The organism is Pseudomonas parafulva, from assembly GCF_002021815.1.
Lineage (GTDB): Bacteria > Pseudomonadota > Gammaproteobacteria > Pseudomonadales > Pseudomonadaceae > Aquipseudomonas > Aquipseudomonas parafulva_B.
The window spans coordinates 1,910,159-1,924,584 of record NZ_CP019952.1 but is presented as its reverse complement, the minus strand read 5'-3'; the positions used below and the strand labels follow the sequence as shown (position 1 = coordinate 1,924,584).

Sequence of the window (14,426 nt, the reverse complement as noted above, 5' to 3'; positions counted from 1 at the left end):
TCAGGCCTCCGTGCCCACGTGCTTGAATGCCGAAAACGGTACCGGGTCTACTGGGAATCGAGGACGCAACCAACCTACGTCAGCGCGGCCAGTGGCGGCGCGCAGTCGATCGCTGCAATAGCCCACGCACATGCGCCCCTGGCAATCCCCCATGCTCACCCGCGTGCGCATCTTCAGCCCGGCCATGTCTTGAACCCCCTGCTCCAATGCCAGATCAATGGCGTCGCGCGTCACCTGCTCACAGCGGCAAATCACTGTGTCAGCCTGTGGCAACTCGACCTGCGCTGGCCCCCGCGCGGTATAGCGCTCGACGCCGGAGCGGAAACGCTTGATGCCTGCCAACTGGCCCAGGTAACGCTCGCGCCGTTCAATGGCCTGCGCGGCGTTCAGCACGCCACGCTGCTGCAGAATTGACACAGCCGCGATGCGCCCGGTCAGCATGGCCGCCTCCCCGCCGCGGATGCCGGCCATGTCGCCTGCCAGGTGAATATGTTCCAGGCTGCTTTGCTGCCATACGTTGCACTCGGCGCGCAGATAGCCATCGGTGCTGTAGCCATGGGCAAGGCCCAATTGCTGGCTGAGCTGCGTACGCGGAATGAAGCCGTAGCCTACCGCCAGCGTCTGCACCGACTCGCGGCGCACCTGGGTCATGTCCGCCCTCCAGGCATCGTCGTAGGGCGCCACGCTGACTTCGGCCAACTCACCTTCGCCCCGCGCCTGGACCACGCCCCAGCCGTAGTGCATGGGAATGCCGTGCAACTTCAGGTAGGCCAGCATGCTCAGGCCGTCGAGGAACAGCTGGGGCTTGTTCATCAGCGCCAGGCTCTGGCGCGCGATACGGTTGAACGCACAGGCCTCGTACACACCCGCCACCTTGGCACCGGCGGCGTGCAACTGACAGGCAACCAACGGCAGTAAAGGGCCTGTGCCAGCGATCAGGGTCGTGCCCAGTGGCTTGACCACGTTACTTTTGATCTGCAGTTGCAACCCGCCGAGCAGAATGACGCCCGGCAGGGTCCAGCCTGGAAACGGCACATTGCGCTCATGGCAACCGGCTGCCAGGATCAGCTGCTCGAAGGCCAGCGGCTGCAACTGCTCCTGCTCGTCGAGCACTACCAGGCTACGGTCATCACCGCCCACGACGCGGCTATTGAGCCGCAGGTCGATAGACTGCGCACGGGCGGCGAAGTCGGTGTGCAGTTTACCCAGGGCCTTGCTGTAACGAGCGCCCAGGTAGCCCAGGTCGACACCTGCGCGCAGCGGGCCACGATAGACCACCCCGCCGGGGCGCGATGCCTCGTCGATCAGCGTGCAGCGCACGCCCGCGTCCGCCAGCTCGATGGCGGCAGCCATCCCCGCCGAGCCCCCTCCGACAATGACTGGATGCCCACTCATACCCGCGCCTCCCCGACAACCGCATTGACCTGGGTTTCGATGCGCATGCCAGCCCGCACCAGCGTCTGACAAGCGCGCCGCTTGGGGCGTCCGTCGATAGCGACCAGACAGCAATGGCACACCCCCATGCCGCAGAAGGCGCCACTGACTTGGCCATGGTCGTTGAGGGCGAGCTGACGCACGCCCACGGCATTGAGCACACTCAGAACCGTTTCGCCAGGGGCGGCAGTCACGGCAGTGCCATTGATGGAAAGGGGGATTTGTTCAGCCGGGAGTGGCTGTATATCGAGGGTTCGTTCCATGAAATGTCGTCTGCCTTCCGTGATTGAAAGACAGACAGACTACGGGAGGCGTCAGGCCGAAAAATTGACCTGGGACGGGGTTTTACGACGCAACCTTGCCACTTGGTGAGAAACGTCTGTAAGCGAAGTCGCCTTCTACCAGTGGAATCAGCGCTTCAAAACCCCTGACACTTCTAACATGGCGTCAGAGAAATCGCTCCACATCCATGCCGAACACTTGCCGATACCCCCTGCAAAATGCCTCCCATTCGGTCGGTGCCCAGTCAGACCTGCGCTTGACCTGTCGTAAGTCGTGACGGCTAGCTTTCATCGCGGTCAGCCGCTGCCTGGCCTTTTCGAAATCCAGCAGCGCGATCTTGATGCCAGACTCGTCGAAGGCGACGAACACATGCTTCAAATACAGGCAACCATGCTGCCAACGCCCGAGATTCAGCGTGGCCAGCGCACGCCCATACGCTTCGAGAATATCGTGGTGCAGCTTGGGCTCGATGGTCTTGTCCAGGCCTTGGAGGTAGAAGTCTTCAAGCGATACATACCCGTCCAGCCCTGCCGTGACCATCACCGCACGCCACTCACCGTCCTGCTTGTGGACGTCACTGTGCAGCAGTAACGGCGTAGCGACGCCCAGCGCGGCAGCGGCACGCAGCGCCTTGGCCTCACGGGCCACCGTAGGATAGCCGAATGGGTGGACCAGGCTGCGGTAGATATGGCCGACCTGCTGCTTCTTGTAGAACGTGAAGCCGTCGAGCTCGACCTTCAATACACCGCTCTCGCCGCCCCTGCGGATATTTGGCGGCTCTACCCACATCCCAGGAGCACTCAGAATGGCTTGTACCGGCGGATGAGAGGCCTCAAGGCCAGACGCGCTAACGTGTTTCATTAAAACCTGCTGAATATTGAGCCACACTGCGGCAAGGGGCGAAATATATCAGTCAAATCTGAAAGAAAGCGATTACTGCGACACGGCGTTGATCGTTTTTTTCAGGCATGAACGGACAAAACTGCGGGCGCAATCGCCATTGTCAGACAATCCGGCAGCCGTAAGCTTAAGTTTGCGCCAGTTCGCCGAAGTCGAGCCACCTCCCGCTCACCCCCTGACAGTCCATAGCTGATCGATTCGGGTGGTGTAGGACTGGCTCATCATCTCCCGTTTCATGCCCCAGTCCGGTGCGGCTGGCACGCTGGCCGCACGGACCGTTCCCCTGCCCCAACGCTCATTGATACTGTCCATTACTTCCATGAGCCGATCGCGCGCCACCGATTGCCTGGGGGCGAACAAGTCACCCGAAAAATCACCTGGTTGACGTAGGTCCATCAGCAACACCTCCGCCTTGCTGTAACGAAGCCCCGGCCGGAAGATCCGCTCCACGGCATCGGTAGCCAATCGGGTCAGCAGCAGCGTGTCACAGGTCGGATAGGGAAGCTCCACCCAGGCGCCTTGGGCATGGTGCACTTCGTTCGGGTTGAACATGCCCGTGCGGATGCTCACCCGCATGCGCTTGCACACCGACCCCTGGGCCCTGAGCTTTTCGGCAGCACGGCCGACGTACGTGGCCACCGCCTGCTTGATCGGCGCCAACTCGCTCAGGCGCATGCCGAACATGCGGCTGCTGCAGATTTCCTGCTTGGGCGGATCGACATCGTCCAGTTCCAGGCAAGGCGTGCCCGCCAGCTCCCTGGCCGTTTTTTCCACCACCACGTTGAAGCGTTGTCGCAACGTCCAGGCATCGGCGCGGGCCAAATCCATTGCCGTACGAATGCCCATGCCCTCCAGGTGCGCGGTCATCTTGCGCCCGATGCCCCACACCTCCTTGACCGCAGTATTGCGCAGCACCCAGTCCCGTTTGACCGGGTCGGTGATGTCCACCACGCCGCCAGTGTGGCGCTGCAGCCGCTTGGCAGTGTGGTTGGCCAGCTTGGCCAGGGTCTTGGTGCGTGCGATACCCACACCGACAGGAATGCCGGTGCACTGGGCGATGCGCAAGCGCAGCCGGTGCCCGAACAGCGTCAGGTCTTGGGCCATGCCAGTGAGCTCAGCAAAACATTCGTCGATGCTGTAGACCTCGGTAGCAGGCACCATCGATTCGATCAGCGTCATCACCCGCTCGCTCATGTCGCCATACAACGCGTAATTGCTACTGAATGCCACGACACCGTGCCGGCGGAGTTTTTCCCGCGCCTGAAAATAAGGCTCGCCCATTTTCACGAATGGCTTGGCGTCATAGGACCGGGCAATGACGCAGCCGTCGTTGTTGCTCAGCACCACGATCGGCGTCTTCGCCAGATCGGGCCGAAATACGCGCTCACAGCTGGCGTAGAACGCGTTGCAGTCGATCAGCGCGAATATCGGCTCACTGCGCATGATCGCGGACGCTATAGCGCACCACGCCCCAAATGAGCAGATCATCACCCTCCATGACATAGCGCGGCGGGTAGGCTCGGTTCTCGGACTTCAAGATCACCACACCGTCACGTCGGTGCAGGCGTTTGCACACCGGCTCACAGTTGATGGCCGCAATCACGATATCCCCGTGCTCGGCCTCGCGCCCCCGGTCCACCACCACGATATCGCCCGAATAGATGCCAGCGCCTTGCATGCTGTCACCCTCCACTTTCACCAGATACACATGCGGTGCGCGGATGTCGAATAGCTCATCAAGGGATATGTGGCCTTCAAGATGATCCGCGGCAGGCGATGGAAAACCGGCTGGAACGTAGTACGAATAAATCGGGAGTGGTTCAGAGCTGCCACATGGCGCGCCCAGGAAGGTGATGGTCATGAGAGAAAGTCCAATGCAAACTGTATGCATATACAGTTAAACTGGCTTCGGCGAATGGGTCAATCCTGAACGTGTGAATTTCTGACGGACGAGAGGTGGATACATGTGCGGACGCTACTCGATCTACGAGTCGATGGATCACTACTTGCGACAACTGGCGCTGGATCTGGTCGTGATCAACGGCTATGACCATGAACCGATCGATCGCTATAACGTGGCGCCTTCTACCCGTGTCGAAGTTATACGCCAGGCTGAGGATGGCCTACATGTAGACAAAGTGAAGTGGGGATGGTCGCCTCACTGGGCCAAAGGCAAGCGACTCGACCCCATCAATGCCCGGGCCGAAACCGTAACCACGGGCAAGTTCTTCAAGAGTCTCTGGCCACATGCACGAGCGCTCGCCCCCGCCAATGGCTGGTTTGAATGGCTGCCAGATGCGCAAAACCCCAAGCGCAAGCAACCCTACTACATCACCAGTGCCGACGGTGCACCGCTCTACTTTGCCGCGCTTGCCGAAGTTCACCAGACCCTTGAACCGGACGAGCGCGATGGTTTCGTGATCATCACGGCAGCCGCTGACCAAGGCTTGATCGATATTCATGACCGAAAGCCCCTGGTTTTGGCACCGCACCTTGCAAGGGAGTGGTTAGACCCTGCCACTTCAGCGCAGCGCGCCGAGGCGATCGTGACGGCAGGCTGCCGTCCGGCCACTGACTTTCGCTGGCATCCGGTCGACAAGGCCGTTGGCAATGTTCGTAATCAGGGTGCGCAACTGATAAGGCCGATTGCCAAAGAGAGCAGGCAGGGTGATCTCGAGTTCTGAATAGAACGTCATGCGGGGGTGTGCTAGCCAAATAACACAGCTGGCCTGATAGGCTGCGCACCCGCAGGCTGGGTAACAAACAGCTTGCACGCACTTTGAAAGAGACCGACGAAGGATTACGTCATGGACCGCAAACGCTCCCACCTCCTCCCGCTTGTTGGGTTGATTACCCTGCTGGCAGGCTGCACGGAAGAAAAAGTGCCTGAGCCAACGGCAGACAACTGTGGCCCGCAGCTGTACGAAAAAAACCTTGCCAGTTTGTCAAAGGAAGCCAACCGCAAGGAATTCATTGCCAACTGCGAGAGCTTCCTGGCAGCGAAGAAAATGACGGAATGGAAGTTCGAGAAAAGTCCCAAGGGCAAGTACTGATCAGCTGGTCCAGATAATTGCAGATACGGTGATCTAACCCAGGATCGTCAAGCTTACCTAACACGAACGCCGCTTTTATAGACGGCGTTTTCTGGCGGACTCAGGACTCACAGGCTTTTGCGTACGGCACACATTTAGCGAAAGCGGTGAATGCACGTGGTCATTTCTTCAAAACGTGAGTCAAGCTTTGCCTAGCAAGCGCCCCGCCCCTATCGGCTATCACCGATCATTCCCGAGCCGGGTCGAATTGTTTCTCGCGGATGCACAGCAGCGGAATCATGCCGCAAAGGAAATACGCAGCACCGACGATCAGGAAACCGACACCGATCGAGCCCTGGCTGGCGAAGAAGCCAATGGCAGCCGGCGAGACCGCTGCACCAATACGCCCGATATTGTAGGCACCCCCAACCGCAGAGCCACGGAACTTGGCCTCGAAGCTTTCCGTCATGTACGTGGCGTTGACGCTGTAAGGCACGCCATAGAGGAAGCCGAAGACAATCAGCAGCCAGAGAATGTTTTCCGGCTGGTTGAACAGCACGATGATCGGCAGGAACAGCGCCGTGCCCAGGCAACCAGCGGCAAACACCTTGCGCCGCCCGAACTTGTCCGCCGCCATGCCGGCGATGACCTTGCCGAGGATCGAAGCGGTGTAGGTGCCGACCAGGAACGTGGTCATCTGCTTGAACGCCATGCCCAGCTCGGTTTCCAGGTAGCTGGGCATCCAGTTGTTGACACCGTAGTTACCGAACTGCAGGAAGCCGGCGGTCAGTGACCAAAGGACGAACATCTTTGCGGCATTAGGGTTGGCGAAGATCTGTTTGTACTTGCCGCCCTCTACGCGCTCACGCGCCTTGCGCTCTGCGCGATCAGCACTCTGCAGGCGGGTCCAGGTAGAAGGTTCCGGCACCATCTTGTGCATCAGCACGGCCAGAATCACCGGCGTGACGCCCACGAAGAACAACGTGCGCCAGCCGTAGCTTGGCAATATCCAGGCAGCGAGCAGCGTTGCAACGATATAGCCGACCGACCAGCCCGCTTGCAGGCTGCCAAGAACGGTATTTCGAAACCGGGTAGGTACGTACTCGGCCATGAGTGTATTACATGCAACGTACACCGAACCCAGGCCGAGGGCCGAGACAAAGCGAATGATCGCAAACTGCACATAGTTCTCGGTAAAGCCCAACAGTCCCGTACCAAGGCTAAACAGCAGCACACTGAGCACCACGGTACGTACCCGCCCGAGACGGTCGGTCGCCCAACCACCGTAAATGCCCCCAACAGCCATGCCGGCCAGGGTGCAACTGCCGAGCATGCCAGCCTGCAGGCCAGTCAGGCCGAATTCCGTTTTGAGCGTGGCCAGGCTATAGGCCAGGATCATGACATCGGCGCCATCAATGACCATCGTCAGGAAGCAAAACACGAAGGCTGTGATCCAGGTCCGCTCGGTGGACGCGGCGGTGACCCCGGCGGGGTTAGGGTTGTGCATGTTTTATCCTTATTATGGCGGGTTACGGCGTGCCTGTTCCGGCACTACACGGCGCTGCGGCAACAGCGCGAGCGGCGGGCACAGCCCACCGCCAAAGGCCGTCACAACCTGCGGTAAAACCTGTATTCACGCAAACGAAAAAATGTCGGGCCTGCATTCCCGATAGGAATGGCCTGGTTTGCAAGGCGCAAGCCGCTGTCGCTGACGACTCGGCATGCCGTGGTACAGCAGGTGCATGTACCTGAGGCCAGGCATGCGAAAAAGTCAGGCAGCGATTCGGTTAATTCGTTTGCCAGGACGGCGCGTCACCGTGATCAATGCAGGCCTCGAATTTCCCAGGAGGCTCACCATGGACCCGGTCCGTTTCATGCACCCCGACGCAATCCGCGCGCTTTTCAGTAGCGCCCTGTCAGCGATGTACAAGCAGGAGGTACCGCTGTATGGCGATTTGCTGGACCTGGTCGCCGAAGTCAATACCCAGACCCTGGCCGCCCAGCCCGCGTTGGCAGAACGACTGCGTAGCAGTGGGGACGAGCAACGCCTGAGCGTGGAACGCCATGGCGCTATCCGTGTTGGAACGGCCGAGGAACTGCGAGGCTTGCGCCGACTGTTCGCGGTCATGGGCATGTCGCCAGTCGGCTACTACGACCTGAGCATCGCCGCCGTGCCGGTGCATGCCACTGCGTTCCGACCGATCGAGGCCGCATCGCTGCGCGCCAATCCGTTCAGGGTGTTCACCTCGCTGTTGCGGCTCGAATTGATCGAAGACCCACAACTGCGTGAACAGGCCTGCCAGTTGCTGAACGCGCGGACCATTTTCACCCCTGGTGTAATGGCGTTCATCGATCGCCACGAACGTGACGGCGGGCTTACCGATACGGACGCTCAAGCGTTCGTCCAAGAGGCCCTGGAAACCTTTCGTTGGCACCAGAGCGCGACGGTCAGTGCCCAGCAATACCGCGCTCTGCATGACCAGCATCGCCTGATCGCTGACGTGGTGGCGTTTCGTGGGCCGCACATCAACCACCTTACGCCCCGCACGCTCGACATCGACCGCGCGCAGGCCCAGATGCGTTCGCGCGGCATGACCCCCAAGGCAGTCATCGAAGGGCCACCGCCGCGCCAATGCCCGATCCTGTTGCGCCAGACAAGCTTCAAGGCCTTGCAGGAAGCGGTGACCTTCGCTGGTGGTGATGGAGCCCCGGGTCATCACACGGCTCGCTTCGGAGAAATCGAGCAACGAGGCGCGGCGCTGACACCTGCGGGCAAGGCGCTGTATGACCGGCTGTTGAGCCAAGCCCGGCAAGCCCTGGGCGCAGCACCCTGCGCAGATAACGCTGAGCAGTACGCGCACATACTCAACACAGTATTCAGCGCTTTTCCTGACGACTACGCCTCGCTGCGCACGCACAAGCTCGCTTACTTCAGTTACTACGTGAGGGATGCGACCAAAGCGCGTGGGACGAATCTGGAAGCACTGATCGAACAAGGTGCAGTCGGCTTCGAGCCATTGGTGTATGAGGACTTCCTGCCTGTGAGCGCCGCCGGGATCTTTCAGTCCAACCTCGGCGACAGCGCCAAAGCCGAGGCCATGACGCAAGGTAACCAGCAGCAGCTGGAGGCAGCACTGGGTGCACGCGTGATCGACGAGACGACTCTGTACGCCCAGGCCCAGGCGCAATCCATCGCGTCCTGCCTGCACGCGCTTGAAATCCCGGCGACCAGCGCATAGATTGGCCGACCGCCCAGCCGCCCTGGCCCAGGCGGCTCGTCCGGCCTGCCTGGCCATAGTTTTAGGTGATGCCTGCAAGCCATGCACAAGAAATTGCTTCCGTCCATGATGTCGCTGCAGTGCTTTGAGTCCACTGCCCGTCATGCCAGCTTCACCCTCGCCGCCCGTGAACTGAACCTGACGCAAAGCGCCGTCAGCAAGCAGGTCGCTCAACTTGAGCAGATGTTGCAGCGCCGGCTGTTCAATCGGTTGCGTGGCGGCTTGCAACTGACCGCCGTGGGCGAGCTGTACCTGAGCGAAGTTGGCAAGATTCTGAGCCAGACGGACATCTCGACGCGCTTCATCCTGACGTTCGATGGCCAGGCAGAAACCTTGAGAATCGCAACTCAACCGACATTCGGCTCGCGCTGGTTGATTCCTCGGTTGCCGGCATTCAGCGCAGCGTTCCCGCACGTACGGCTAAGCGTGCGCAATGAGCTGGAGCCATTCGACCTGTTGCAGGCCAAAGCGGACGTTGCATTCTTCTATGGACGCGGCACCTGGCCCGGCGCCCAATGCGTCGAGCTGTTTCGCGAAGACGTCGTGCCCGTGTGCGCCCCTGCTCTGCTGCTGCACCGGCCGCTGAAGGCTATCGATGACATTCACAGCCATACGCTCTTGCAGTGCGTTTCGCGACCCGAGGCTTGGCATGACTGGCTGGGTGCCCAGGCAATGACGTCCAGAAACAGCTACAGGGGCCCGCAGTTCGACACCTTCGACCTGTGCATTCGCGCGGCGATCGCAGGCTTGGGTGTGGCCTTGGTACCCAGGTTCATGGTGACAGAAGAACTGCAGCGCGGGGCCTTGTTGATCCCCCTGCACTACTATGCACCAAGCCCGGATGCTCATTACGTGGCCTATGCGACCCAGAGTCACGATTCACCGAAGATTCGCAATTTCGTGGACTGGGTGTGCGAGCAGACGCCTTGAGCGGACCTACGTCCGGATCTCATGCACCTTCGATGTTGCAGATACAGTCAGCCACCTTACATGACCGGGGTTACCACCTGTCCGCCATGTAAAGCATGCCGCCACCCAGCGCGGTCAGGAACAGCCCTCCCAGCACGTCTGTCAGGGGGGCTTGGCCATGAATGTACGCTTCGATTTGAGTGGCAAGATACAACACGGCCAATACCAGAACCACGGCCGATATGCGTCGCTGAATCTTGAACCTGGATTTTTCGGGGCCGATCCACCACATGCGCGTTTTCCTTGGGCGGGGTGAGTACTGAACCTTAACTACATCATGGGCCCTTAGCCAATGACCAGACGTGAACGCTGCCGGCCAGTGACTGGTTTTAAGGGTAGACACACTGCGCCAGCAGAGCAGTATTACAGGGTCGTCATGAGAAACGCCGCAAAGCCCTTGGCCACGCGCCAGGGCTTCAAGGCGGACAAGTGATCGAACACTCGACTGGAGTTGCCTGCCAGCCCTGCAAGTACAAGGTAAACGACCCACTTTCGCAGCGCCCTTGAGATTTTTCTTTTCATGACTCGAAACAAAGGGCACGCCTCGGGGAAATTCTGCCGCTTGAAGCGAAGAAGCCCACATCATGCTGGGTTCCAACGTTGCTCTTTTAATCGCACGGGCTTGGGTATGAATAACAACATCCGACCCATGGCAACCGAAGGGCAAAACCCATAGGCATTAAAAAAGCCCCGCAACCTAAATGGCTGCGGGGCTTTCGAATGGTGGAGGCCGAGGTCGGAATCGAACCGGCGTAGACGGATTTGCAATCCGGAGCATAACCACTTTGCTACTCGGCCTCAAAGTCAGGATCTAGCAGCTTACGCTTCGCTGTCTCCCCGAAACACCGCACCTTTAAAGCTTGCTGCGTTTCGATGGGCGCCATTATGTCTACATTCACTTAACCGTGCAACCCCCTGAACGAAAAAAAATTTCAGCAGGTTCAAGGTGTTAGCGCAGGCGGCCAAGTTTGCTCCATAACCCCACCAGCGTATTCTCCACGGTGCCGCTGGCCGCCATGCCAATACGCTCCTGCAGGCTCTTGCGCTCTGCGAAGTGCAGGTGGAACAGGTTGGCACTGCGCGCACGCTCGCTGAGGTATTCATCGCTGGTCTGCAACGTATCCACCAGCTTGCGGTTCAGGGCTGCAATGCCCAGCCACACTTCACCGGTGGCTACTTCATCAATATGCAGCTGGGGACGGTAGCGGGCGACGAAGTCCTTGAACAGTTGATGGGTCACATCCAGGTCTTCCTGAAACTTCTCCCTGCCCTTTTCGGTGTTTTCACCCAGCACGGTGAGGGTGCGCTTGTATTCACCGGCAGTCAGCATCTCGACATCGATGTCGTGCTTCTTCAACAGGCGATTGATGTTGGGCAACTGTGCCACTACCCCGATGGAGCCGAGCACAGCAAAAGGTGCGCTGATGATCTTCTCGCCAATGCAGGCCATCATGTACCCGCCGCTTGCAGCCACCTTGTCGATGCACACCGTCAAGGGGATGCCGGCCTGGCGAATGCGGACCAGCTGGGAGGCAGCCAGGCCATAGCTATGTACCAGCCCGCCCCCGCTTTCCAGGCGTAGTACCACCTCGTCTTGAGGGGTGGCGAGGGTGAGCAGTGCGGTGATTTCGTTGCGCAGGCTTTCAGTTGCAGATGCTTTGATGTCGCCGTCGAAATCGAGCACGAAGACCCTGGCTTTTTCTTCTGCCTTGTCCTTGCGGGTTTTCTTTTCGGTCTTGGCCTGCTGCTTGCGTAACGCCTTGAGCTGAGCCTTGTCGAGCAGGCCTGATTCCAACCGCTCGCGCAGGTCCTTGTAGAACGCGTTCAGGCGGGTAACCTGCAATTGCCCACCCGGTTTGCGCCGCCCTTTACCGCGCAAGCCGGCAATGGCCGACAGCACGATGAGAACAGCGATGACCAGGGTGGCGGTTTTGGCGAGAAAGCTTGCGTATTCGGCAAGAAACTCCACGGTGACTCCTTCGATAGCTGCGCCAGAGGGCGCGTGAATGGTACAAGCATACCGGTGCACCTAAAGCGCTGCCAGGGGATGTAAACGCTGGCAATACCTTTCAAACGACCTTTTCAAACGCTTGTATGTTTTTCGTTGACAGCGCCGTGCACCGCACCCTAACCTCGGCAGCAACCTTCAATGGCGGAAGCGTTCGTGGGCAACCTCTACCTGATTCGACACGGCCAGGCCTCCTTCGGCGCACAAGACTACGATGTGCTGTCGCCCGTTGGCGTGCGCCAGAGTCAGGCGCTGGGTGAGCACCTTGCTCAGCTAGGGGTACGGCTGGAGCGGTGTGTGGCAGGTGATCTGCGTCGCCAGCAGGACACTGCCCGCCTCGCCCTTCAAGCAATGCAGGCCGGTGGCAACGCCGTGCCGGCTGTTGAGACCGACGCGGCTTTCAACGAATTCGACGCCGATGGGGTGATCCGTGCGCTGTTGCCTGGTTTGTCGATAGACGAACCCAACGCGCCAGCCATCCTGAGCAACGTCGCGCAGCACCGCAGCGAGTTTCAGCGCCTGTTCGCGCTGATGGTGCAACGCTGGCACTCAGGAACCCATGGCAGCGACGAGTTGGAAACCTGGGAAGCGTTCACTGCCCGCGTGCGCGAGGGGCTGAACCGCGTGCTGGACAGCGCAGGCAGTGGCGACAACATTGCCATTTTCACCTCCGGTGGCACCATTGCCGCCTTGCTGCACTTGGTTTCAGGCATTACCCCGGATCAGGCATTTGCCTTGAACTGGCAGATAATCAACACGTCGCTGAGCCAATTGAAGTTCAGAGGCCGCGACGTGGCATTGGCTTCTTTCAACAGTCAAGCCCATGTGCAACTGTTGAGGACGCCGGAGCTCATCACCTACCGGTGAGCCCGGCCTGTTGTGTCCCTGCGGGGACGTGAAAATCACTCTATAAGGAATGCGCCATGACCTCCGTAGCTGATGCCGTCAAAAAGATGCAAGAGAAATTCAACCCATCCGCTGCCCAAGGCCTGGACCTGGTATTCGGCTTCAACATCACCGATGAAGACAAGCACTACGCCCTGATCGTCAAGGACGGCACCTGCGAACTGCAGGAAGGCGAGAATCCAGACGCCAACTGCACGTTGGTAATGGACAGCGAAACACTCAAGGGCATCGTCAGCGGCGAAACCGACGGTATGCAGGCTTTCATGGGCGGCAAGCTGCGCGTGGAAGGCGACATGATGCTGTCGATGAAGCTCAGCGAACTGTTCCCATCCTGAGCAGCATCCTTGGATGACCCTGAACCGAAGCCCATAAGGCTTCGGTTTTTTTTGGTCTGGCGCTTACCGGCACGGCAAGCATCAAAGGTGTTGATCGACTGGCAACACCCTGGCCAATAGCGACCTGGGACGCTTGTCCCAACCGAGCGCAAGCATTAGATTACAAAATAGTCCGAGTGATCGAGAATAAGGAAAACCCATGACGCTCACCGACCAGTCCACGCAAGTACGTTCCGGCGAGGAGCTTGACCTGGCAGCCATCGACCGCTACCTCAAGGCGCACATTGACGGCTTGACCGGTGCGCCCGCCGTCAGCCAGTTCCCGGGTGGTGCGTCCAACCTCACCTACCTGGTCAAATACGCTGACCGAGAACTGGTCTTGCGCCGTCCGCCGTTCGGGCAAAAAGCCAAGTCGGCGCACGACATGGGGCGTGAGTTTCGTATTCTCAACCAGCTCAACAATGGGTTTCCCTACTGCCCCAAGGCCTATGCGCACTGCACCGATACCCACCTGATCGGCAGTGAGTTCTACGTCATGGAGCGCGTCAAAGGGGTCATTCTGCGCTCGGACATCCCCACTGCACTTAACCTCGATGCTGCACGCACCACGGCGTTGTGCAAAAGCTTCATTGACCGCTTGGTGGACTTGCATCGCGTGGACTACAGCGCCTGCGGCTTGAGCGACCTGGGCAAGCCGGACGGTTACGTGCAACGCCAGATAGAAGGGTGGGCCAGCCGCTACGACAAGGCCATGACCCCCGACGCACCGCGCTGGGAGCAGGTCAAAACTTGGTTGCGCGAGAAAATGCCTGCCGACCACGTCACACCTGCAATCGTGCATAACGACTACCGGTTCGACAATGTCATCCTGGATGCCGACAACCCGATGCGCATCATTGGCGTGCTGGACTGGGAAATGGCCACCTTGGGCGACCCCTTGATGGACCTAGGCAACAGCCTGGCGTACTGGATCCAGGCAGACGACCCGGCGCCGGTACAACTGATGCGTCGTCAGCCGAGCAACGCGCCGGGCATGCTTACCCGGCGCCAGTTCGTGGACCATTACGCCGAGCGTGCAGGCATCGACCTGGACAACTTCGATTTCTACTACTGTTACGGTCTGTTCCGTCTGGCCGGCATCGTCCAGCAGATCTACTTCCGTTATTTCCATGGCCAGACCCAGGACAAGCGTTTCGCCCAATTCATTCACATGAACCGGCTGCTGGAGCAGATGACCTTGCAAGTCATTGCCAAGTCCAGCCTTTGATCACCAACGCACCTT

At 59.6% G+C, this 14,426-nt stretch carries 15 protein-coding genes and 1 tRNA gene; 7 read left to right on the top strand and 9 right to left on the bottom strand.

The annotated features are described in order from the left end of the window. The 5 genes from hcnB to B2J77_RS08500 all read right to left on the bottom strand — a co-directional run bounded on the left by hcnB (window position 1) and on the right by B2J77_RS08500 (window position 4,477). On the bottom strand, window positions 1-1,395 hold the full coding sequence (hcnB, locus tag B2J77_RS08520; protein ID WP_058637821.1) for a cyanide-forming glycine dehydrogenase subunit HcnB: 1,395 nt from the start codon (window positions 1,393-1,395) through the stop codon (window positions 1-3). Next, window positions 1,392-1,697, bottom strand: a complete 306-nt coding sequence (locus tag B2J77_RS08515) for a (2Fe-2S)-binding protein (RefSeq protein WP_058637822.1) — start codon at window positions 1,695-1,697, stop codon at window positions 1,392-1,394. The genes hcnB and B2J77_RS08515 overlap by 4 nt, the downstream gene beginning before the upstream one ends. A 184-nt stretch (window positions 1,698-1,881) precedes the next feature. Further along, window positions 1,882-2,577 (bottom strand): lipopolysaccharide kinase InaA family protein, encoded by a 696-nt coding sequence (locus B2J77_RS08510; protein ID WP_078478381.1) that lies wholly within the window; start codon window positions 2,575-2,577, stop codon window positions 1,882-1,884. Between the two features lie 207 nt (window positions 2,578-2,784). Further along, window positions 2,785-4,059 carry a translesion error-prone DNA polymerase V subunit UmuC gene (gene umuC / locus B2J77_RS08505; protein WP_078478380.1) on the bottom strand — a complete coding sequence of 425 codons (1,275 nt, stop codon included), beginning with the start codon at window positions 4,057-4,059 and terminating at the stop codon, window positions 2,785-2,787. Further along, window positions 4,049-4,477: a LexA family protein gene (locus B2J77_RS08500; RefSeq protein WP_058603391.1), complete on the bottom strand. Its 429-nt coding sequence runs from the start codon at window positions 4,475-4,477 to the stop codon at window positions 4,049-4,051. The genes umuC and B2J77_RS08500 overlap by 11 nt, the downstream gene beginning before the upstream one ends. Window positions 4,478-4,580: 103 nt before the next feature. Between B2J77_RS08500 and B2J77_RS08495 the strand changes: the two genes are divergently transcribed. Both B2J77_RS08495 and trbK read left to right on the top strand, forming a co-directional pair. Further along, a complete protein-coding gene (locus tag B2J77_RS08495; protein ID WP_058637825.1) occupies window positions 4,581-5,300 on the top strand; it encodes an SOS response-associated peptidase family protein in 720 nt (239 codons plus the stop codon). Window positions 5,301-5,423: 123 nt separating this feature from the next. Further along, window positions 5,424-5,669: an entry exclusion lipoprotein TrbK gene (gene trbK, locus B2J77_RS08490; protein WP_058637826.1), complete on the top strand. Its 246-nt coding sequence runs from the start codon at window positions 5,424-5,426 to the stop codon at window positions 5,667-5,669. A gap of 226 nt (window positions 5,670-5,895) precedes the next feature. On the opposite strand, the gene B2J77_RS08485 is transcribed toward trbK, so the two are convergent. After that, on the bottom strand, window positions 5,896-7,155 hold the full coding sequence (locus tag B2J77_RS08485; protein WP_058637827.1) for an MFS transporter: 1,260 nt from the start codon (window positions 7,153-7,155) through the stop codon (window positions 5,896-5,898). 349 nt (window positions 7,156-7,504) lie between these two features. On the opposite strand from B2J77_RS08485, the gene B2J77_RS08480 reads away from it, so the two are divergent. After that, window positions 7,505-8,887, top strand: coding sequence for a VOC family protein (locus B2J77_RS08480; RefSeq protein ID WP_078478379.1), 1,383 nt, complete (start codon window positions 7,505-7,507; stop codon window positions 8,885-8,887). An 81-nt stretch (window positions 8,888-8,968) separates the two neighbouring features. After that, complete coding sequence (locus B2J77_RS08475) at window positions 8,969-9,856, top strand: LysR family transcriptional regulator (RefSeq protein ID WP_058637829.1); 888 nt, start codon at window positions 8,969-8,971, stop codon at window positions 9,854-9,856. 70 nt (window positions 9,857-9,926) lie between these two features. Here the strand turns inward: B2J77_RS08475 and B2J77_RS08470 are convergent, their stop codons facing one another. From B2J77_RS08470 to sohB, 3 genes are all read right to left on the bottom strand, one after another. Next, entirely contained in the window at window positions 9,927-10,127 is a 201-nt protein-coding gene (locus B2J77_RS08470) for a hypothetical protein (RefSeq protein ID WP_058637830.1), read from the bottom strand. Window positions 10,128-10,619: 492 nt separating this feature from the next. Then, a tRNA-Cys gene (locus tag B2J77_RS08465) sits at window positions 10,620-10,693 on the bottom strand. Between the two features lie 151 nt (window positions 10,694-10,844). Next, a complete protein-coding gene (sohB, locus tag B2J77_RS08460; protein ID WP_078478378.1) occupies window positions 10,845-11,864 on the bottom strand; it encodes a protease SohB in 1,020 nt (339 codons plus the stop codon). 195 nt (window positions 11,865-12,059) lie between these two features. Here sohB and B2J77_RS08455 point away from each other — a divergent pair, with 195 nt between their 5' ends. The 3 genes from B2J77_RS08455 to B2J77_RS08445 all read left to right on the top strand — a co-directional run bounded on the left by B2J77_RS08455 (window position 12,060) and on the right by B2J77_RS08445 (window position 14,411). Next, entirely contained in the window at window positions 12,060-12,770 is a 711-nt protein-coding gene (locus B2J77_RS08455) for a histidine phosphatase family protein (RefSeq protein WP_078479408.1), read from the top strand. A 56-nt stretch (window positions 12,771-12,826) separates the two neighbouring features. After that, the gene (locus tag B2J77_RS08450; RefSeq protein ID WP_058637884.1) at window positions 12,827-13,144 is read left to right on the top strand and encodes an SCP2 sterol-binding domain-containing protein; all 318 of its coding nucleotides are present in this window, start codon (window positions 12,827-12,829) and stop codon (window positions 13,142-13,144) included. Window positions 13,145-13,343: 199 nt separating this feature from the next. Beyond that, entirely contained in the window at window positions 13,344-14,411 is a 1,068-nt protein-coding gene (locus B2J77_RS08445) for a phosphotransferase family protein (protein WP_058637885.1), read from the top strand. Window positions 14,412-14,426 lie beyond the last annotated feature (15 nt).

Coding starts and splice junctions, on each gene's coding strand:
- B2J77_RS08495 (WP_058637825.1), top strand. CDS start 4,581: ATGTGCGGACGCTACTCGATCTACGAGTCGATGGATCACTACTTGCGA.
- hcnB (WP_058637821.1), bottom strand. CDS start 1,395: ATGAGTGGGCATCCAGTCATTGTCGGAGGGGGCTCGGCGGGGATGGCT.
- B2J77_RS08445 (WP_058637885.1), top strand. CDS start 13,344: ATGACGCTCACCGACCAGTCCACGCAAGTACGTTCCGGCGAGGAGCTT.
- B2J77_RS08500 (WP_058603391.1), bottom strand. CDS start 4,477: ATGACCATCACCTTCCTGGGCGCGCCATGTGGCAGCTCTGAACCACTC.
- B2J77_RS08470 (WP_058637830.1), bottom strand. CDS start 10,127: ATGTGGTGGATCGGCCCCGAAAAATCCAGGTTCAAGATTCAGCGACGC.
- B2J77_RS08475 (WP_058637829.1), top strand. CDS start 8,969: ATGCACAAGAAATTGCTTCCGTCCATGATGTCGCTGCAGTGCTTTGAG.
- B2J77_RS08450 (WP_058637884.1), top strand. CDS start 12,827: ATGACCTCCGTAGCTGATGCCGTCAAAAAGATGCAAGAGAAATTCAAC.
- umuC (WP_078478380.1), bottom strand. CDS start 4,059: ATGCGCAGTGAGCCGATATTCGCGCTGATCGACTGCAACGCGTTCTAC.
- B2J77_RS08510 (WP_078478381.1), bottom strand. CDS start 2,577: ATGAAACACGTTAGCGCGTCTGGCCTTGAGGCCTCTCATCCGCCGGTA.
- B2J77_RS08515 (WP_058637822.1), bottom strand. CDS start 1,697: ATGGAACGAACCCTCGATATACAGCCACTCCCGGCTGAACAAATCCCC.
- B2J77_RS08480 (WP_078478379.1), top strand. CDS start 7,505: ATGGACCCGGTCCGTTTCATGCACCCCGACGCAATCCGCGCGCTTTTC.
- B2J77_RS08485 (WP_058637827.1), bottom strand. CDS start 7,155: ATGCACAACCCTAACCCCGCCGGGGTCACCGCCGCGTCCACCGAGCGG.
- trbK (WP_058637826.1), top strand. CDS start 5,424: ATGGACCGCAAACGCTCCCACCTCCTCCCGCTTGTTGGGTTGATTACC.